The sequence below is a fragment of the Pseudomonas sp. FW306-02-D09B genome (genome assembly GCF_058782685.1).
This window is the reverse complement of record NZ_JBYSXY010000002.1, coordinates 163,659-184,073: the sequence shown is the minus strand read 5'-3', so window position 1 is coordinate 184,073 and position 20,415 is coordinate 163,659. Positions and strand designations below refer to the sequence as shown.

16 protein-coding genes are annotated in these 20,415 nt (G+C 59.9%); 2 read left to right on the top strand and 14 right to left on the bottom strand.

Going from position 1 to position 20,415, the window contains the following annotated elements; genetic code table 11:
• Positions 1-8: 8 nt before the first annotated feature.
• Entirely contained in the window at positions 9-1,181 is a 1,173-nt protein-coding gene (locus AC3WK5_RS05085; protein WP_103316335.1) for an O-antigen ligase family protein, read from the bottom strand.
• Between the two features lie 109 nt (positions 1,182-1,290).
• On the opposite strand from AC3WK5_RS05085, the gene AC3WK5_RS05080 reads away from it, so the two are divergent.
• Positions 1,291-1,896 carry a BUD32 family EKC/KEOPS complex subunit gene (locus tag AC3WK5_RS05080; RefSeq protein ID WP_054595315.1) on the top strand — a complete coding sequence of 202 codons (606 nt, stop codon included), beginning with the start codon at positions 1,291-1,293 and terminating at the stop codon, positions 1,894-1,896.
• On the opposite strand, the gene AC3WK5_RS05075 is transcribed toward AC3WK5_RS05080, so the two are convergent.
• The 6 genes from AC3WK5_RS05075 to AC3WK5_RS05050 form a co-directional block, all read right to left on the bottom strand.
• Positions 1,882-2,985, bottom strand: a complete 1,104-nt coding sequence (locus AC3WK5_RS05075; RefSeq protein ID WP_103316336.1) for a glycosyltransferase — start codon at positions 2,983-2,985, stop codon at positions 1,882-1,884. The two genes, AC3WK5_RS05080 and AC3WK5_RS05075, sit on opposite strands and share 15 nt — an antisense overlap.
• 81 nt (positions 2,986-3,066) lie before the next feature.
• Positions 3,067-4,023 (bottom strand): glycosyltransferase family protein, encoded by a 957-nt coding sequence (locus AC3WK5_RS05070; protein WP_103316337.1) that lies wholly within the window; start codon positions 4,021-4,023, stop codon positions 3,067-3,069.
• Positions 4,024-4,107: 84 nt separating this feature from the next.
• Positions 4,108-5,535, bottom strand: coding sequence for a PIG-L deacetylase family protein (locus AC3WK5_RS05065; RefSeq protein ID WP_103316338.1), 1,428 nt, complete (start codon positions 5,533-5,535; stop codon positions 4,108-4,110).
• Positions 5,532-6,428, bottom strand: coding sequence for an antimicrobial resistance protein Mig-14 (locus tag AC3WK5_RS05060; RefSeq protein WP_103316339.1), 897 nt, complete (start codon positions 6,426-6,428; stop codon positions 5,532-5,534). The genes AC3WK5_RS05065 and AC3WK5_RS05060 overlap by 4 nt, the downstream gene beginning before the upstream one ends.
• Complete coding sequence (locus AC3WK5_RS05055) at positions 6,428-7,558, bottom strand: glycosyltransferase (RefSeq protein ID WP_103316340.1); 1,131 nt, start codon at positions 7,556-7,558, stop codon at positions 6,428-6,430. Before AC3WK5_RS05055 ends, AC3WK5_RS05060 begins: the two co-directional genes overlap by 1 nt.
• Complete coding sequence (locus tag AC3WK5_RS05050; RefSeq protein ID WP_103316341.1) at positions 7,542-9,299, bottom strand: carbamoyltransferase family protein; 1,758 nt, start codon at positions 9,297-9,299, stop codon at positions 7,542-7,544. Before AC3WK5_RS05050 ends, AC3WK5_RS05055 begins: the two co-directional genes overlap by 17 nt.
• A 351-nt stretch (positions 9,300-9,650) precedes the next feature.
• Between AC3WK5_RS05050 and AC3WK5_RS05045 the strand changes: the two genes are divergently transcribed.
• A complete protein-coding gene (locus AC3WK5_RS05045; protein WP_103316342.1) occupies positions 9,651-10,022 on the top strand; it encodes a DUF6124 family protein in 372 nt (123 codons plus the stop codon).
• 841 nt (positions 10,023-10,863) lie between these two features.
• On the opposite strand, the gene AC3WK5_RS05040 is transcribed toward AC3WK5_RS05045, so the two are convergent.
• The 7 genes from AC3WK5_RS05040 to glnE all read right to left on the bottom strand — a co-directional run bounded on the left by AC3WK5_RS05040 (position 10,864) and on the right by glnE (position 20,322).
• The gene (locus AC3WK5_RS05040) at positions 10,864-12,303 is read right to left on the bottom strand and encodes a lipopolysaccharide kinase InaA family protein (RefSeq protein ID WP_103316344.1); all 1,440 of its coding nucleotides are present in this window, start codon (positions 12,301-12,303) and stop codon (positions 10,864-10,866) included.
• A complete protein-coding gene (locus AC3WK5_RS05035; protein WP_103316345.1) occupies positions 12,303-13,055 on the bottom strand; it encodes a lipopolysaccharide kinase InaA family protein in 753 nt (250 codons plus the stop codon). The genes AC3WK5_RS05040 and AC3WK5_RS05035 overlap by 1 nt, the downstream gene beginning before the upstream one ends.
• Positions 13,056-13,158: 103 nt before the next feature.
• The gene (gene rfaP / locus AC3WK5_RS05030) at positions 13,159-13,965 is read right to left on the bottom strand and encodes a lipopolysaccharide core heptose(I) kinase RfaP (RefSeq protein WP_103316346.1); all 807 of its coding nucleotides are present in this window, start codon (positions 13,963-13,965) and stop codon (positions 13,159-13,161) included.
• On the bottom strand, positions 13,965-15,086 hold the full coding sequence (locus tag AC3WK5_RS05025) for a glycosyltransferase family 4 protein (RefSeq protein WP_103316347.1): 1,122 nt from the start codon (positions 15,084-15,086) through the stop codon (positions 13,965-13,967). Before AC3WK5_RS05025 ends, rfaP begins: the two co-directional genes overlap by 1 nt.
• A complete protein-coding gene (gene waaC / locus AC3WK5_RS05020) occupies positions 15,086-16,159 on the bottom strand; it encodes a lipopolysaccharide heptosyltransferase I (RefSeq protein ID WP_103316348.1) in 1,074 nt (357 codons plus the stop codon). The genes AC3WK5_RS05025 and waaC overlap by 1 nt, the downstream gene beginning before the upstream one ends.
• Position 16,160: 1 nt before the next feature.
• Entirely contained in the window at positions 16,161-17,195 is a 1,035-nt protein-coding gene (waaF, locus tag AC3WK5_RS05015) for a lipopolysaccharide heptosyltransferase II (protein ID WP_103316349.1), read from the bottom strand.
• A gap of 187 nt (positions 17,196-17,382) precedes the next feature.
• Positions 17,383-20,322 (bottom strand): bifunctional [glutamate--ammonia ligase]-adenylyl-L-tyrosine phosphorylase/[glutamate--ammonia-ligase] adenylyltransferase, encoded by a 2,940-nt coding sequence (gene glnE / locus AC3WK5_RS05010; protein WP_103316350.1) that lies wholly within the window; start codon positions 20,320-20,322, stop codon positions 17,383-17,385.
• Between the last annotated feature and the right edge of the window lie 93 nt (positions 20,323-20,415).

Here is a 20,415-nt window from a genome sequence, read left to right as displayed (position 1 = left end):
CTCACTGATTAGGTTGAACGCGAAATTTTATCACAGGCTTTGTATTTGGCCTGTGTCCATACCAAAACGGTGGCGAGGCCAACCGGTAGCCAGCTGATGAACCATTCGGCTCGTGGCGATCCACTGATGCTGGCCGCATCGAATTGCATGGCCAGGAACGAGAACAGCCAGATCCCGATGACACCCTGACCATACAGCGTTTCACGAGCTCGCCATGCTTCACGCAATACCGCAAACCAGACCACACACCACAGCAAGAGCCCTGGCAGCCCCAATTCGATTGCAATATGGGTGAACAGGTTGTGCGCGTGATCAAATTCGACGCCTTCGGCAAGCACCGTGTAGCCAGACTCCAACCCCAGGCCACGCAAGGGATGTGCAGCGATCATGTTCAGACTGGCCATGAATATTTGAGGCCGGTACGAGGTACCGCGAGCCAACACCAGCGGTTCGAAAAGCCAGAACGCCAGCATCGCCAGCACCAGTGCGCCAATGGCGATGATGCAGCTACGTCGGCTGCGGCACCAAATGGGCATTGCCACCAGCGTCAGCAACAGCGCCAGCGCGGCGCCACGACTCTGGCTCAGCACGACAAAGCCTGCGAGCAAACCCAGTGCAACCAACCAGGCACCTTGCAGCCAACGGGTCCGGGGTACCCAATGGATCATCCAGACCGCCGCCACGCCCAGTACGTAACCGCCCAGAATCGGGTGACCCAACTCCCCCAACCCTTCAACGCGCGCAGTCCAGGTGTTGCCGTCGATCAGATAAAACTTGATGGCCGCCAACAGTGCACTCAATGCCAGGGCCAGGCCGCCCCATTGCATGACCCGCACGACACGCTCCGGACGGGCATCGGCAAATACCGGAAAAAACAACAGGAACACCACGATGTACAATATGCGTTTGGCGCCCCGTGTCAGGTCATCATCATGAGTCCACGACACGCTGATCAACGACCACAGCACCAGCCCGAGCAGCCCAAGACAAAACACCCGCTGTGCTTGCCAAAGCTCAAATAACCGAGCACGTGCCGACCAGGCAAAAAACATTGCCGGCAACCAAAGGAACACGGTCAACCCTTGCTGATAAAGCTTATTGGTCGGCGCAAAAGCAATGGCAGTCAAAAACCAGAACAATCCGGTCGTCATCCATACCTGCGCCCAACGCGTTTCCTGCATTGACCTTTCCTCGTTAAATCGTCCGATCGCCAAGCCGGCATGGTGAAAACAGCAACTTTTCGGCATCATTGATCGCCAATACGCCCGCAATTTCTACAAGGCTCTCTACATGCAATGCTTCCGGCTTCCACAAGCCGCTTTAAATCAAATGATTAAAGGCGCCAGAGTACTAGAAGCCGACAGCTTCGGCCCGAAAGTATTTCTTCTGCCGGACGGGAACATCCTCAAACTGTTTCGCCGCAAGCGGCTTCTCTCGTCGGCATTGTTTCGCCCCTATTCAAAGCGCTTCATCGACAATGCCGCCCGACTCGAAAAGCTCGGCATTCCTACCCTTCAGACACTCACACTCCATCAGCTGGATACGCCCGGCATGACGGCCGTGCTTTACCGTCCCCTGCCAGGAGAAACCCTGCGCCAGCTGGCAGACAAAAACGGCTTCGACTGGCAACAGACCCTGCCGGCGCTGACCGCATTCATCCGCGAACTCCATGCAGCCGGGGTCTACTTCCGCTCGCTGCACCTGGGCAACATCGTCGTGACTCCAGGCAACCAGTTCGGCCTGATCGACGTCGCCGACATGCGCTTCTTGCGGGGGCCGCTGCCGCAGCACCTGGTCAAGCGCAACCTGCAACACTTCGCACGGTATATTGATCGAGAGAAGCTGAACGAGAGCTTTCCGATGCAGACGCTGGAGCAAATCCTACTTTGCGCATGACAACAACCGGCGGGCAACCTGGCTGAATTCCAGCCAGGCGTCATCCGGTGAAAGTACAGTGAATTGAGCCGCAGCGACCGATTCAGAAGCGACACCAAGCGCCTGTATTAACGCCTCGCTCCAGGCTGTCACATCCTCTGGCGTGGCGTAACGGCCCGCCCCTGCCAATTGCTCGCGAAACACTGCCAAATCGCTGGACAGCACCGGGACACCGGCCATTACCGCCTCTTGCAGGATCAAGCCAAGACCTTCCTCAAGTGACGGGATCGCGATCCAGTCGAAAGCCCGAAAAAGCGTCGCTGCATCCTCAAGGTTTCCGGGCAACAGCACCTTGTCGCATAACCCAAGCTCGTTGACCCGCACCTCCAGGGCAGCCCTTGCCTGACCTTCCCCGATAATCACCAGGCGCAACTGCGGGTGCTGTGTCAGCGCCTTGGCAAAGGCTTCGATCAGGCATGCAAAGCCTTTTTTGCCAACCAGGCGCCCTACAGCCCCCACGACAGGCATGTTGTCGACGGGCAATTGCAGCCGAGCACGCGCCTGCTCACGAGAAAGCAACCGGGAACGAAAAGCCAGTGGATCGAGCGCACTGCGCAACGTGACGACGGGGATCTGTAAATCGGCCTCAAGTGCGTTGGCCAGGGTTTGCGAAACCGCCGCGAGGGTCAGCTGTGAAGCGGGAAATCGTGAAAGCAGCTTGCGATCGGCCGCGCTGATCCGGGTCGCGCCATGAAAAAGCACCACCGCGCGCAACTGCGGCAGCTTCTTGAGGACCGGTAACAGGGCACGAGCCGTGCCTAAGCCGTCGAGCAACAGTACGCGCACGTCACTTTGATTCAGGGCGTAATAAAAACGCGCCTGCATCCACAGCGTCAGCAGCTTCCAGAAACGCCTGCCCTTGAGTTGATTGGAGGACAGATGCCACTCCCGCGTTTCACCGATTTCGGCGACACAGCCGCGCGCACTACCCTGCAACAGCCAGGTATTGATCGGTGTTGCGGGTTCTACCTGAGCAAGTATCTGCAGATGAACCTTGTGGACAGAGGCGTAGGCAGCCCCACCGGACCACATGACATTAAGGATACTCATCGAGCTGGAAGCCCTTTTTCACATCGGCTGATGGCACGTTTTATTATGATTTCGAGCACTTCCAATGATTTGAAAACCCTGTCAAATGCCCAGCTTCAGGCGTAACCGTTCGATCAGACTCAATGCGGCGCGAGGCCTCAAAGCCGGCTGGAGCTCTTCGACAATACGCTGACCAATACGTGCGAAGCTGAACTGACTGACCGCCAGATCGCGTCCGTTTCGGGCAATGATCGAAGCCAACTCAGGATCGGCACGCAGCCTGGCGAGTTTTTCCTGCAGTTGCGGGATATCCCGATAGAGCACCACGTTGTGCATATCCTGCAGCCCCAGAGCCCGAGTTTCCGCATCCCCCTGATCGAAGGCCAACAACACGCAGCCACAGGCCATCGCTTCAAAGTTCTTGATCATGAATTCGCCCATGCCAACGTCGGCACTGACGAAGAAGCGGATACGGTTGAGCGTGTCGCGATACTCGTCACCGGAATGGGTACGAGTCACTACCAAGGGTTCGACACCCGCCAACTCATCGAGCAGCGCTTTGCGACCGCTGTACGCCACGCTATTGGTACTGCCGACGAAGGCCAGTTCGATATCACGCTCACGCCCCTGATCCTGCAACAGGGTCTGGTCATAGCCCTTGGGCACGAACACCGCGTCAAAGCCTTCTTCGCGTAAACGCTTGGCGACCATGAAACCGGAACTGATCACCCGCGCCCACGGCAGGCGGCGGTAATGCGCACTGAACTTGCCGGTGTACTTGCAGGGAATGTAGTTCTGGTAGGCATCGTGTTCGAGAATCACCAGATTGGGAATCGTGCGAATGAACCCGACCTGGCGGATTTCCTGCTTGAACCGCAGGAAGAACACGATACGGTCATAGCGCGACACGTCCACTTCACGCCGAAAATAACCACGCAGGTTGCGCTGTTCATCACTGCTCAACCAGCGCAAGTCGCATTCGCAATGAGCGGCCACACCTTCGTACAAACGGTCCAGAATGGCCCGCTGTTCTTTCTGCACCAGAAATAGAACCTTCATTGTCTTCCTTGCAGCATTGAACAGCCCGACAAAAACCTGAAATCACCCTTCTGCCCTGGCAGAAAGACTCCATGCGACAGCCATTTACAAACGCCAGAACAGCTCATGCCGACGCACAGCCTTGCGAAAAAATTCGTTCTCGCCGTAAGGCGAGCCTGAACGCCCAGCCAGCAGACGCTGCAAGCCGCGACGCATCCGACGCTTGAACGGCGCACGCGGCTGCAAGTCATGCATCATCCCCAGCGCCATAGCCTTGTCGCGCTGTTGCTCGATCGACAATACCAGGCAATAGGGTTGTAGCACGTGCGCCGGATCGAACACCGGCGGTAACGCAATCCCGGCCTCGGAATCACCCATTGGCCAGCGATCATTGTCGTGCAGATGGTTCGCGTATCCGAGCAGTGTAGTCGGCTGCCACTCAAGCCCCTTCAAGGCTTCCAGCACCGCATGCTGTGCACAGATGTGATCGGGATGCGGATCCAGCGAGGAGTGCGGCAGGACGATCACTTCAGGGCGCGCCTTGAGCAGCAGTTCGCGCAGATCGGCCAGCAGATTATTCCAGGTCGGTGCACCATCGCGGTCACCGGGCAATGCGAACGGATTAAGTTGGCGAAACAGTCGCGTGTCGTTCAGATTCGCTTCACGCGAGCCCACCGGTTGGTCCGGCGCCGCCTGCATGGCTGGCAATTGCAGGCAGAAATAGCCCAATTGCACACACTGCGATTCAGGCACGCCGGCCCAGCGCGGCACCGCAATACTGTCCCAGGCACGCAAACGGCCTTTGATGCGCGACGCCTCGACGGCGTCCAGTCCCATCTGCTGATAGTGCCCGGCTTCAATTTCGCCGGCGGTCAACGTGACAATCCAGGCCTCGTCGGCCTGGCTGTACAAACCGAAAGCGGCCAGCTCCGCATCGTCGGCGTGAGGCGCGATCACCATCACTCGCTGACGGCGGTAATCAGGTTGTTCGAACGACCAGAGCACGGGTTCGCCGAGCAATCGGCAGAAACGCCCGCGCACACGCAAATCACCCTGCGACAGAACATGCGCCTGACCACTGAGATTGAGGTAACGCAGGCCGTCTACACCACGCTCGAAGGCTTGTCGGTCTGGATTATCGCCACCCGACAACTCGACTGCAGGATCGAAAAAGCGTCCCAGCCAGGTGCTTTTTACCTGCAGTGCCAGTACCAGCGTGGTGTCGTCGGTCAGGATGACGCCGTCATCGAGCAGCAGACGCGCACCCTCCAGCCGGACCTTGGGCTGCTGCGTGTAGGGCGGGAAGCTGTACTGGTAATCGTCCTTGGGCGAGTAAAACAAATGGTCGGCAAACCACGCCTCATGGGCAACCCAGGCCAGGACCGCGAGTACCAGCGGCAGCCACCAGGTGACCAGCAGGCCAACGGCAATCAACAGCAAGACACCGATCAACAGACCGATGCGCTTGTTACGTCGATGACGCTTGAGCAGTTGCTGCTTGCGATTGAGTGGCAGGCTCATGGTCTGGCTCATACGGTGAACACCGGCACAGGGTTGCACCAGCGGTCCTTGTATTCACGATCAGCCCGCCCGAAGGAAAAGCGCAGCGGCTTATCGATTGCCCGGGCGTGCTCCCAGGCGCTTTGGGTATTGAGAAAACTCAATACGCTGCCGGGGCTGAACTCACGAGTCTCGGGGTCGACGCCACCGTTGATGTACTCGACGCTGATCCACTCTGGCGCTTCAACACGGTAGACCAACTGAATCGCAATCGGCGCATCGTTGAGGAAAATCACCGAGCCGATCATCAGCTCGCGCAGCAGCTCGAGCACCTCGCCCATGCGCGGCGCACCGGTTGCCGGGAATCCCCAGCGGCGCTGGAACAGATCGCAATAAATCGTCGCCAGTTCCTGACTGGAAAAGTCGCTGACCGGTCGTATTACGCCACCGGCCTCTTCCAGCAAGCGCAGTTCACGGCGCTGGTTGTAGCGAAACTTCTTCGACAGCTCTTCAGGTGTGCGGGCCATGGCCAGTTGTTCGGCTTGCAGCTTGAGACCGACAAAGCGACCTTCATTCAACGCAGACAAGTAGCGCCCGCGGTGCCGCAACAGCGCTTGCGCGTCGGCCGCAGCCGGCAGGATGAATTCAGCGTTGCCGAGATCGAACAAACCTTTCTTGCCGTTACGCTTGAGCACGTCCTTGGACAATGCCAGGTCGCGGCCCCAGGTCGGGATCGCGGCTTTCAGTTCGCCACCCTGTTCCCAGGCCAGGTAACGCACCGGGATATCGGCCAACTGTGCCAGGCGTTCGACCACCAGTGGATGCGTTGCGACGCTACCGCCAAAACGCTGCCAGGCATCGCGATACGTCGACGCATCGACAACGGACCAGCCACGCTCGCGCCAGCCTTGAAATCGGTTGAGCATCAGGCCCTCGCCGTCAGTTCAAGGACGTGCGGCAGACGCCAGAACGTCTCGTGCACTGCACGATCCGAGAAGCGCTCGCGCAGGCGATCAAGCATCATTTCGGCGCAGACCTGGTGCTCGTGCTGATTCATCACCGCCAGATGTTGCAGGCCCAGCGCCAAGTGCTCGACATCCCCCTGCGGGAACAAAATACCGACACCTTCGACCACCTCCGCAGCCCCACCGCACGCGGTGGCCAGCAATGGCACACCGGCGGCCATCGCTTCGAGCAGCACCATGCCGAATGGCTCGTGGTCGGAGCTCAGGGCAAACACATCGAAAGCCCGGAAGTAGCGACGCGCCTCCGGCACCTGACCGAGAAACAGCACACGGTCACCAATACCGATTTCACGAGCCAGATCCTTGAGCCGCTGCTCCAGACGTCCGGAGCCAAGAATCGCCAGTTGACTGCCGACCGGCAAACGCGGCAAGGCCTGGGCAAACCCGCGCAGCAAAGTGGCCTGGTCCTTGTCCGGGTGCAGGCGACCGACGTTGCCGATCACCCACGCATCCGGCGACAGCCCCAAGGCGTCGCGCGCCTCATCGAAGGACACCTGAGTGGCCTGCAACGCGTCGACATCGATGCGGTTGTAGAGGGTTTGAATCCGCGCCGCCGGCCACTTCGGCAGACAACGGCGCATGTCGTCGCGGACCGCATCGGAAACCCCGAGCAGGCTTAGGCGCTTGCGAAAAATATGCGCGAACAGCTTGCGCGTCCGCCGCTGGTAATCGCCAAAGGCGTGGTGCACGCCGATTACCGGCAGCGGCGTTGCGAGCAAGGCGATGTAGATCGGCTTGAAACGGTGGGCGATACAAAAACTGAAATTGCGCGACTGGGCGACTTTGCGCAGATCGGCAATCGCCGAAAGCTTCAGGCCACGAATGGCCTTGGAGCTGTATTCCATGAACAGCACTTCATCAGACGCACAGCCCGCCGCAACGTCAGCATCGGCAACCCCGGTGAGAAACACCGTGGTCACTCGATAACCAGACCCTGCAAACAGGCTCGCGTACTGTCGGGCGCAGTCCAGGAACGGCCCGTCATAGCCGTGACAGAACTGCAGCACATGGCGTTCAGCCGAGCGTGTCATAAGCGTCCGCGCCGTCTTTGACCACCAGAATGTCTTCCATGATCAGATACTGTAGATCGGAGCCGAAGAACATGTTCAGGGCGTCGGTCGGCGAGCAGATCATCGGCTCGCCGCGGCGGTTCAGCGAGGTGTTCAGCGACACGCCGTTACCGGTCAGCACTTCCAGCGCTTTCATCATGTCGTAGTAACGCGGGTTGTATTCGCGCTTGAGCACCTGGGCACGGGACGTACCGTCTTCATGGACGACTTCCGGCACGCGGGTTTTCCACTCTTCAGCCACTTCGAAGGTGAAGGTCATGAACGGTGCCGGGTGATCGATCTTGATCATCTGCGGCGCCACGGTGTCGAGCATCGACGGGCAGAAAGGCCTCCAGCGCTCGCGGAACTTGATCTGGTGGTTGATCCGGTCAGCCACGCCTGTGGCGCTCGGGCAACCGATGATCGAACGACCGCCCAACGCACGCGGACCGAACTCCATGCGCCCCTGGAACCAGGCCACCGGATTACCGTCGACCATGATTTTGGCGATCTTCTCCGGCATGTCATCGAGCTTGCGCCACTTGGGTGCGCTCGGGTGACGAGCACAAGCCGCGATCACGTCTTCGTTGCTGTACGACGGGCCGAGGTAAACGTGCTCCATCTTCTCGACCGGTACGCCACGGGCGTGGGACACGTAAGCCGCAGCACCCACCGCCGTGCCGGCATCGCCGGACGCAGGCTGTACGAACAACTCTTTGATGTCGTCGCGAGCGATGATTTTCTGGTTCAGCTTGACGTTCAACGCACAGCCGCCAGCAAACGCCAGCTTGCCGGTTTCCTTGAGCACGTCGCCCAGGTAGTAGTCGATCATCTGCAAGGCGAGTTTCTCGAACAGCGCTTGCATGCTCGCGGCGTAGTGGATGTACGGTTCGTCAGCAATATCGCCTTCGCGTTTCGGACCCAGCCACTCGATCAGCTTCGGCGAGAAGTAGAAACCCTTGCCCTTTTCTTTGTAGCGACGCAGGCCGATGACGTTGGCGTAATCGGTATTGATCACCAGCTCGCCATTTTCGAACGAGGCCAGTCGGGAGAAATCATATTTGCTGGCATCGCCGTACGGCGCCATGCCCATGACCTTGAACTCACCGTCGAGCATTTCAAAACCGAGAAACTCGGTGATCGCGCCGTACAGGCCACCGAGGGAATCCGGATCGAAGAATTCCTTGATCTTGTGGATCTTGCCGTTCTCGCCATAACCGAAGAAGGTCGTGGCGTACTCGCCCTTGCCGTCGATCCCGAGGATCGCGGTTTTCTCTTTGAAACCGGAGCAGTGGTAGGCGCTGGAGGCGTGAGCCAGGTGATGCTCGACCGGCTCGATCTTGATCTTCTTCGGATCAAAGCCCAGTTGCTCGAGGCACCAGACAATCTTGTTGCGATAGCGCTTGTAGCGACGGTTGCCCATCAGGATCGCGTCAAGCGCGCGATCCGGGGCGTACCAGTAACGCTTGGCGTAGTGCCAGCGGGCCTTGCCAAACAGGCTGATCGGGGCAAACGGGATCGCCACTACGTCAACGTCGGAAGGTTTGATGCCAGCCTGTTCCAGACAGAACTTCGCCGATTCGTAAGGCATGCGGTTCTTTGCATGTTTATCGCGTACGAAGCGCTCTTCTTCAGCAGCCGCGACCAGCTTGCCGTCGATGTACAAGGCTGCGGAAGGATCATGGCTAAGGGCGCCGGACAGGCCAAGAATCGTCAATGCCACAGGGGTCTAGCCTCTTAAGTCTGCATGCAGGCGACGTGCGCCTGAAAATAATGTGTCCTCGCAAAAGGGCGAGAAACAGCTAAAGGGCGGGATTATAGCGTAAAGATGGCGGGAATGACCCAGAGGTTGTTTGACGCACAAAGTTCATATTCAACAGGACACAGCAAGCGACGACGGCAAAAAGAACGATGTTTATAAAGCCTGTAGGTTTCAGGGAAGCATCCGACATGTTTTTCAGGTTGCTGGTGGGAAGCCGCGTGACTAGTCTCTGGTGGTCGCTGCCAATTCAGCGACCGGGCGTCGCGGCCCGGATCAATCAAGGCGCAACTTCTCAACTCAAGGAGCGTCATCATGAACCAAACCACTCCAAATCCGCCTGAAACCCCAAGCACTTCCCCTTACGCCTCCACCGACTCCAGAAAGCTCCACGCCGCCGCCGAGCGCGCGCTGGATCACCATTTGAAACCGCCGTTTGCCCAAGCCAACCTGCCCGATAAACGTCCCTCCAACATATTTGCGGTCATCCCCGATCTGGATAACGAAACCCTGCTGGCGCATGCCTCGGAAACACTCGCCTCGGTCAATGTGCTGGCCAGCGATCTGGCGTTTGAGCTTGAAGGCACGCGCCGACATGTGGCGCTGGCGATTCAGCAGATGATCTCGTTGGGGGAATTGTTGGTGAACCGAGCTCTGGATAATTTCGATCAGCCAGAGGCGCCGTAACACCGGACTGTGGGAGCGGGCTTGCTCGCGATAGCGGGCTGACAGTCAACTGAGATGTTGAATTCGATGACCTCTTCGCGAGCAAGCCCGCTCCCACAGTTGAACTATATACACCTGCGGGAGATTGGTCGGCTGTCAGGATCAAAAGATCGCAGCCTGCGGCAGCTCCAGAAATCGAACTCGCCTTCACCACTCAACAGGCCGAGCGTTAGCTCGCCTGCCGCTGTTGATCTTGATCCACCCGCCCCTTCGGGAGGCCGAGCGCAGGTGTTCATCAGGGGGTGGGCGCGCAGCGCCGTACGGCGCAGCCGGACACATCGAGAGGAGGTCGTCGCGAAGCAGACCGTAGGCGATGCCCCCTGATGAATGCCGGAGCGAGGGGACGCCGAGCCTAGGCGAGGTGCCGGACGCTTGGGGCGAGCGTTTTTTTGCTTACTTTTTTTAGGCGCTTGTAAAAAAGTGAGTCGCCGTCAGGGCGAAACCCTAAGTGGCCATTACCGCAGAAATGGATATGTACACCTGCAGGAGATTGGTCGGCTGTCAGGCCGCCATCGCGAGCAAGCTCAGCTCCCACAGTAGATATATGTACACCTGCAAGAGGTTGGTCGGCTGTCAGGCCGCCATCGCGAGCAAGCTCGGCTCCCACAGTAGATCTATGTACGCCTGCAAGAGGTTGGTCGGCTGTCAGGCCGCCATCGCGAGCAAGCTCGGCTCCCACAGTAGATCTATGTACATCTGCGAGAGGTTGGTCGGCTATCAGGCCGCCATCGCGGGCAAGCCCGGCTCCCACAGGTTTGGTTGGGGTACCTGCCAGGCCGCCCCCCGCAAGCAAGCTCAGCGCCTACACATTCTTGGGCAAACGCTGATCAATCACCCGATACAGCGCACTGCCCTCAGGCCAGTTACGCATAAACCGCGCCCGATCCCGAGCATACGCCGGAGCGAAACTACTCAGCGAACCGTGCTGACACATCGAATCCAGATCGATCAACGACCAGCGATCCTTGTCCCAAAACAGATTATGCCCCTTGAAATCCCCATGACTGATCCGCTCGCGAATCAGCTCGGCAAACAAATGATCCAGCGCCAGCAACTCAGCTTCAGGCGCCTCACCACTCTCAACGAACGGCGCAAAGCGCTCAATAATGTCCGGCCCCGAAAGGTACTCGGTAATCAGATAGGCCCGACTGCGCAGCCAGAAAAAACGCTTCTCCAACAGCGCCAACGGCTTGGGCGTAGCGATACCGAGGAACCCCAGGCGATGCCCCTCGCGCCATGAATGCCAGGCGCGACTCGGGCGCCAGAAGCGCTTGAACCAATGGGCAACGCCCTTGATGTTGTAGCGCTTGACCAGCAGCGTGCGCCCCGCCACCTCGACCTTGCCAACACTCGCCGCACCACCGGTCTTGTACAGATGCCCCTGATCGAGCAACGCATCGGCCTGCGCCAATACCGGCAACATGGCCGCTTCTTCCTCGCGACGAATCGCGCGCAATCCGAACGCCCCGCGCTGCACACTGAACAACGTGCATTCGCGGCCGACCTTGATCAGGAAGTCTTTCAAACGCCAACTGCGGACCTTGTCGACCTGCTTCTGCAAAGCTTCCAGTGGCAAGGCATGCTCGCCGTTGCTCAACAGGTAATACACCAGTAATTCTTCGGTGAACGGCTCAAGCGACTTGGGCAACTGAGCGAAAAACACCCCGAGGTTCTCCAGGACTTTTTGTCGAGACAACGGCTGACCAGCCTGCTCGACCCGAATCCCCGCACCGTCGATCAAATACAGTTGGCCGTTGTGGCGCAGCAGGTTGTCCAGGTGCAAATCTTCCTGCCACAGGCCTTTGCTGTGCAATTGACCGATGGCGCCCAGCGCCTCGGCCAACACCGCCGCTTGCTCGTCCGCCAGCGCCGGCAGCGCTTCGACCTGCTTCCAGGCATCGCCGAGGCTCTCGGCGCCTTCGAGGAAATCGAACAGCAGCCAGCCGCCCTCACCATCCTTCAGGCCATCGGCCAGCAGCCTCGGCGTGGTCAAGCCTTGAGCGGCGAGCAGACGGACACCGTCCAGCTCACGCTGAAAATGCCGCGCTGCCTTGCTGCCCACCAACAGTTTGGCCAGCACCGGACGCCCACGCCAAACAGCGGCGCCCACGTAACGCTGGCCCGGTAAAACCCGCAACACGCTGAGCAGTTGCAACTGCGCCGGGCCTGCGGCGTCCGCCAGCTCGATGCTCAATGGCAAGTCTGGCGTACGACCGGCGCTTTTCAGTTCAGACAAACGCATCAACGCGTCTCCTTGTGGCTGCGTCGAGCGATCAGGCGCTGCACCCAACGCTCGACCTGCGGGCTATTCGCCGACTGATTCAGATAAGTTGCCAGCAACAGCCGCACCTCCTCGCAAGTCCAGACCGGCGCCCGGCGTACCAACGGCTCCAGATCCTTGATCCGGTCGCGCTGACCAAACAGCAGCGGCCGGGTTTTCTCCAGATCGATCAGTTGCGCCTGATAACCATCGCCAGCAGGCCGCAAAAAAATGTGCTTGGGATAAAAGCAGCCGTGCACTTGACCCACATCATGCAGCCGACGTGCAAGCCGCGCGCAGGCACGCAGAATCCCCGCCTGCTGCGCATCACTGAGACCCGACCACTGCTCCAGCAGCGAATCCAGATCATTCCAGCCGTCCAGTGCACGCGTCAGCAGAATCGCCCGAACTTCACCCTCTAGCTTGCGCTCACCAAAAAATACCGCCTGCAGCGCTGGAATTCCCAACTGTTGGTAGCGGCTGATGTTACGAAACTCACGGGCAAAACTGGGCTCGCCAAACGGCCGGAACAAGGACCGCGTCAAGTAGTTGCTCTGTCGTTTGAGGTAGTAACCATTACCCTCAAGATCCAGCCTGAAAACGCTGCTCCAACCGTCTTGTGACGTGTTCGGCTCATCCACTGCATCGAGCCGCCTGGCCCATAGGGCATCGAACCCATCGAGGCCATGACGTTCCAGCAGTTCGCGGTCGTCAGTGGCCAGAAAATCAGTCATTCGTATCCCTTGAGAATCTCACGCTCTTCCGGTTCCGGCGCGTGTCGAAGGCCTTGAGTCGAGACTCTTGGCGGTACAGCAGTTTCAGGCTCCATCCCCACCATCAGAGCGCATCTCCATAGCGCTGCTTGCGTTCATAAAGCTTGTTGGCCTTGCCCTCGAGCCACGCCAGCAACGACGCTTCCTCACGCAAAATCTGACGCAAGGGTTGCTGGAAGTAACCTTTGAGGAAACGCAGCTTGTCGCGACGCGTCAGGCCGATATCCAGCGCCGAGAAATACAACGCCGCCAGATCCTTGTTACGCCAGCGCCGGGTGATCGCCCGGCGGGTCTGGGCACGGTGCAAATCAATCACCGAGAGCTTGAAGTCGTCGGCTGTCACCGGTTTATCCGTGTGCAGCAGAAAGTGGCAGATGTAGCAGTCGCGGTGGTTGACCCCGGCACGGTGCATCATGCCGGTCATGCGCGCCACTTCGGCGATCAGCGCGCGCTTGAGTTTTGGCTCCGGCGGCTGCTTGACCCAATCGATGCTGAAGTCTTCCAGGCTGACAGTCGGCGCCAGTTCTTCAGTGACAATGAACGAGTGCTGGTCCGCCGGGTTACTGCCGCGCTCGCCGTAAGCCACGGCGGTCATGGTCGGCACGCCGACTTCCTGCAAACGCTGGATAGCCCGCCATTCCTGGCCGGCACCGAGTACCGGCAGCTTGGCGGTGAGCAGGTTCTTGCAGATCTCGCCCCAGCCAATGCCGCGGTGAATTTTCACAAAGAAGCCGTTCCCGGCCACTTCGGTGCGCAGGGTCCTGCGAGCTTCGAGCTCACGGTACACCTCGCCCTTCAGGCCTTCGACTTCGGTGAACGCATCGCGTCCGGCCCAAAGGCTCTTGAACGGTTCGGCAAGAATCAACTTCATCAGTGTTGCTCCGCCAGAATCACATCCGCCGCGTGCTGCGGCATGCTGTAGAGATCGGCCGTGTCAGCGAAGACCAGGCCATTACGGCTCCAGGCCGCACGCGCTGCGTCATCGCTCAACATGGTCGTCAGGTACTGCGTGAGTTGCGCCTGTTCGAACGGTTCGTCCAGCACCAGGCCACTGTCGGCCTCAGCGATGTAATGCGCGTAACCGCACACCGCACTGACCAGCACCGGCAAGCCCGCTACCAGCGCTTCAAGCAATACCGTCCCGGTATTTTCGTTGTACGCCGGGTGGATCAACAGATCGGCACCGAGCAGGAAACGCGGGATATCGCTGCGGCCCTTGAGGAACTGCACGTTATCGCCGAGCCCCAACGTGGCACTCTGTAGCTGGAATACTTTGGGGTCGTCCTGGCCAATTACAAACAGCCGGGTACGTTTACGCAGTTCCGCTGGCAACGCGGCCAGCGCCTTGAGGCTGCGATCGACACCTTTGGTCTTGAACCCGGACCCGATCTGTACCAGCAACAAATCGTCGTCGCCCAGGGAGAACTCGCGACGAAATTCAGCGCGAATTTCGGCCGCATTGGCCGGCGCACGACGGTCCAGGGCAATGCCCGGTGGCAACAGGTGGAAGCGCTCAAGCGGCGTGTCGTAATGCTTGATGAACAGCGGCTGCTGGACTTCGGAAATCATCAGGACTTCGGTTTTCGCATCCTTGGCGAACACCGCGCGCTCGTACTCGGCGAAGTGCCGGTAGCGGCCCCAGCGACGATAGAGGGAATTGCGCAGGGTCTGCGCCTTGTCCTCGAAACAACCATCCGCAGCGTAGTAGACGTCGAGCCCCGGCATTTTGTTGAAACCGATCAGCCGGTCCACCGGACGCTTGGCCAGGTCGGCTTCCATCCAGGCACTCAGTTTTTCGTTGCGGCGATGGTTGAAGATCGCCTTGACCGGCGCCACCAGCACTTCGAAACCCGGCGGCACATCGCCTTCCCAGATCAGCGTGTAGACGCGGATCTGATGCCCGCGCTGCTGACATTCCAGGGCGATGCGCATGAAATCGCGCTGCAATCCGCCAAACGGGAAATATTTGTAAAGGACAAAAGCCAATTGCATCAGCGCAGCTCCTCAGCCAGTAGCGGCGGCTGCAAAAGCGTGCTTAAACGGCTCGCGACACGCTCGGGGTTCAGGCGAGTGAAGCACAATGGCCACTCGCGCTTGAGATCGAATCGACGCTGATCTTCAGCGGTCGGTTGGTAAGAACATTTCTTTTGCATGCATGGCGCACACGGGAAGTCGCTCGCCAGGTGCACCTGGCTTTTGCCATAGGCACCGGTCAGGCCCGGATTGGTCGGGCCGAACAACGATATCGTCGGCACGTCCAGCGCAGCGGCCAGATGACCGAGACCGGTGTCTACCGCCACGCAGGCTTGCGCACCGGCCAGCACTTTGGCGACGCCGGCCAGGTTCAATTTGGGCAGCACTTCGGCATTGCGCAGACCCTTGGCGATGCGCTCGGCCCGGGCCTTTTCGGCCGGGTTGCCCCACGGAAGTTTCACCGCCATGCCGAGGTGGCCCATGCGTTCGGCCAACTCACGCCAGTAAGCTTCCGGCCAGTGCTTGGTGTCCCACGTCGTGCCGTGCAGAAACAGCACGTAAGGATTCTTGCGCGGCAGCTCGACCAACCGCTCGACGTTCAGGCCATAGTCGCCCAACCCTTGCGGCAGGTCGTAGCCCAGCGCCACGGCGAACAACTGACGCAGTCGTTCCACGGCGTGTTGCCCACGGGCTACCGCCAGACGTCGGGAATAAAATCGCGCGGCAATGGGCTCACGGGCAGAGTTCTTGTCCAGCCCGGCTATCGGCGCGCGGACGTAGCGGGTCAGCCAGGCGCTTTTGAGCAGGCCCTGGGCATCGATCACCAGATCGTATTTGGTGGCACGAACGTTTTGCTTGAAGCGTTTCCACTCGCCGCTTTTGAGGGTTTGCCAGAGGTTCTTGCGCCAGCGACGGATCGCCACCGGAATCACCTTGCCAACCGCCGGGTGCCAGCTCGGGATCTCGGCGAAGCCTTCTTCCACTACCCAGTCGAACTTGATGCCCGGGATCGCCCGTGCCGCGTCGGTCAACGCCGGCAACGCATGAATCACATCGCCCAGCGAGGAAGTCTTGATCAACAGTACCTGCAACTTAACGGACCTCGACCGGAGCGCCTTGCAGGCGTTCTAACGCTTCGTTCACCGGTTGCGGCGTAAGCTGGCGCAAGCAGTTGTAATGACCGAAACGGCAGGTACGATCGAAACACGGGCTGCACTCGATACCCAGGCGAACGATCTCGACCTTCTCGGCCAGCGGCGGCGTGAAGCCCGGCGACGTCGAGCCGTAGACCGCTACCAGCGGGCGGTTCAGCGCTGCCGCGACGTGCATCAGGCCGGAGTCGTTGGACACCACTGAATCGGCGCAGGACAGCAAGTCGATGGCCTCGGCCAGCGAAGTGGCGCCACTGAGGTTCACCGACTCTTCACGCAGGCCCGGAATCAGTCGCGAGCGAATGTCTTCGCCGACCGCATGATCGTTCTTCGAACCGAACAGCCAGACTTGCCAGCCTTCGCGGATTTTCGCCTCGGCGACCTTGGCGTAGTGCTCCGACGGCCAACGCTTGGACTCGCCGAACTCGGCACCCGGGCACAGCGCCAGCACCGGACGATCAAGGGCCAGATCGAACTTGGCCAGCGCAGCGTCGCGGCTGCTCGGGTCGATTTGCAGGCTCGGGCGCGGATACGGCTTGGGCAACTCGGCGCCCGGCTCATAGGCGAGCGCCATGAAGCGCTCGATCATCAGCGGGTAACGCTCTTTATCGAGGGTGCGCACATCGTTGAGCAGGCCGTAACGAAACTCGCCACGCCAACCGGTGCGTTTCGGGATGCCGGCAAAGAACGGCACCAGTGCCGATTTCAGCGAATTGGGCAGCAAAATCGCCTGATCGTACTGGCCAGCCAGGGACTTGCCGATCCGCCGCCGCGTTGCCAGCTCCAGCACGCCGTGGCCGAGCGGAAAGCTCAAGGCCTGACGCACTTCGGGCATCCGCTCAAGGATCGGCCGACTCCACTCGGGGGCCAGCACGTCGATTTCGCACTGAGGATGACGCTGTTTCAGGCACTGGAAGAGTGTCTGCGCCATCACCATGTCACCGACCCAACTGGGCCCAACGATCAGAATTTTCATAGTTATCCACAAACGAATAAGGGAGGCATAAGCCTCCCCGCCTCGATAATTACTGTGGGAGCAGGCTTGCTCCCAGCGGCGTTCCGACGATAGGGTCATCACATTCAACATTGATGTCGACTGTCATTGTGCTATCGCGAACATGCTCGCTCCCACATCAAGAGTTGTTTCGTCCATGACTTCGAGTTCAGCTTAACCCCAGCTCGCGCCAGATCCGCAACACTTCGCGTCGCTCGGCCACAAACTGGTCCCCCGCAATCACCCCGGCCTCATTCTGCAGGGCCTGGCGGTGGGCCGCCGCGCGGTAGGTTTTATAGGCCTCACGCAGCAGGCTGGCGTCTTCGGCGGGCATCAACCCGACTTCCTCCAGACCTTCCAGGATGCGGATGTTATCCGTATAGCGGAGCAGCGAAGGGTGCGTGTCAGACCACGCCAACGCGGCGTATTGCACCATAAATTCAATATCGACGATACCACCGGCGTCCTGCTTGAGGTCGAACGGCGCAGTGGCTTCGAAGGCGTTTGGCGCGGTCCCGGCAGCGGTGCCCTTGCTCCCCAGGTTGTCGCGCATCTTGGCGCGCATCTCACTGACTTCCTGACGCAGCTTGGGTAAATCGCGTGCCCGACCCAGAACCTTCGCCCGGACTTTCTCGAAGGCCTGGCCGACATCCTGACTGCCGACCAGCACCCGCGCCCGCACCAGCGCCTGATGCTCCCAGGTCCAGGCTTCGTTTTCCTGATAGCGCTCGAACGCCCCCAACGAACTGACCAACAGCCCCGACGCGCCGGAAGGGCGCAGGCGCATATCGACTTCGTACAACTGGCCGGAGTTGGTCTGGGTGGTCAGCAAATGGATGATCCGCTGCCCCAGCCGGGTGAAGAACTGCGCGCCGTCGATCGGTTTCGCACCGTCGGTTTCTGCTTGCGGATCACCATCGTGGATGAACACCAGGTCGAGGTCCGAACCATGCCCCAGCTCCAGACCACCGACCTTGCCGTAACCGACAATGACGAACCCCGGGTCGCACAAGGTTCCGTCGGAACGCTGCGGCGAGCCGTACTTGGCGACCGTCTGACGCCAGGCCAGGGCCAGCACTTGCTCCAGAATGGCCTCGGCGAGCCAGGTCAGGTAGTCGCTGACTTTCATCAGCGGCAGGCTGCCGGCGATTTCCGAGGCCGCCACCCGCAGGCGGTGCGCCAGCTTGAAGTGCCGCAAGGCTTCCATCTGTTGTTCGAGATCATCCTCGGGAATCCGCGTCAGCCGCTCGCGCAATTCGGCGGCCAGCTCCGGCGCCAACGGTGGCTTGAACAGCCGCCCTTCGTTGAGCAGTTCGTCGAGCAACAACGGAAAACGGGTGATCTGTTCGGCAATCCACGGGCTGGCCGCGCACAAGGTCATCAGCCGCCGTAGCGCACCAGGGTTCTCGGTGAGCAACACCAGGTAAGCCGAGCGCCGAGCCACCGCTTCAACCAACGGCAACACGCGTTCCAGCACCAGGTCCGGGCTGGCGTGTTCAACCGCTTGCGCCAGCAAACGCGGAATAAAGGCATCGAGCCGTTCGCGCCCCAGACGTTGCATCGCCCGCAATTGCGGACTGCTGCGCAGGCTGGCAAGCGTTTTCAGGGCCTTGGGCGCATCGACAAAACCACCCTCTTCCAACTGACGGCAAGCGGCCTCTTCATCCTGGGCTTCCTCCCAGAGCGGCAACCACTCACCGCCGACCACCACTTCGCTCTCCTCGCCGTCCTCTTCATCCGGGTCAGCGATCACTTGACGGAAGTGCCAGTCGACCCGGCCGCGCCAGTACATCAGTTGTTCATGGAACGCTGTCCAATTGGCAAAACCCAACATAAAGGCAATGCGCGCCTGATCTCGCTCATCATGCGGGAGCATTTGCGTCTGCCGGTCGGCAATCGCCTGGATCGCATGCTCGGTGTAGCGCAGGAATTCGTAACCTTCGCGCAGCTCGCTGATCACCGCCGGCGGCAGGTAACCTTGCCCTTCCAGCGTGCTGAGTACTTTTAATAGAGGACGCTGCTGCAAACTCAGGTCGCGCCCCCCGTGAATCAGCTGAAAGGCCTGCGCGATAAATTCAACTTCGCGAATGCCGCCAGAGCCGAGCTTGATGTTGTCGGCCATGCCTTTGCGCCGGACTTCCTGCTGAATCAACTGCTTCATGGTGCGCAGCGCTTCGATGGCCGAGAAATCCAGATATCGCCGGTAAACGAACGGCCGCAGCATGTCGAGCAATTGCGCGCCCGCCGCCTGATCACCGGCCACCACCCGCGCCTTGATCATTGCGTAACGCTCCCAGTCGCGCCCCTGGTCCTGGTAGTACTGCTCCAGCGCATTGAAGCTGAGCACCAGCGCGCCGGATGAACCGTACGGCCGCAAGCGCATGTCGACACGGAAGACAAAACCGTCGACGGTCATCGGGTCCAGCGCCTTGATCAACCGCTGGCCCAGACGAATGAAAAACTCCTGGTTGTCCAGCGCACGCTTCACGCCAACCGTTTCGCCACCTTCGGGGTAAGCGAAGATCAAATCGATGTCCGACGACAGGTTGAGCTCCACTGCGCCAAGCTTGCCCATCCCGAGGATGACCATTTGCTGTGGCTCGCCACTGCGCCGGCCAGTGGGCGTACCGAACTGCTGGCAATGGCGCTGATACAACCATTGATAAGCCTGATCGATGCTCGCATCGGCCATGTCCGAGAGGTCACGGCAGGTCTGGATCAGATCGGCCTGGCGGGTCAGGTCGCGCCAGATGATTCGCACTTGCTGACGGTTGCGCTGACGGCGCAATACGCGGCCCAACTCATCGTCGGTGGTAGCCGTCTGCACAGCAGCGGCGATCTGTGCGCACAACTCACCGGCGGTGAAACTTCGGTCGAGTTCGCCGGACTGCACAAGCTCAAGCAACATCAAAGGGTCACGCAGGCTCTGCTCAATGACGAAATCGCTGGCCGCTGTCACTCGGGCAAACGCTGCCCAGCGCTCTGGCGACCAGGTCGACAGGCCATGATCATCGTCAAACAGGGCAACAGCGGCACGGAACGACTGCTCGGCGCGGCTGGCAAGCGGAAGAAGAAAGGCCGGCAGTTCGGCAAGCGAAGGAAGGCTCATGGTCTATCCTTGATCGGCGTAGAAAGGGCCGTCTGTAGTGAATGAGTGAAATGCACTACGCAAAGGACTGTCGAACAAAAGTTAGAAATAGCT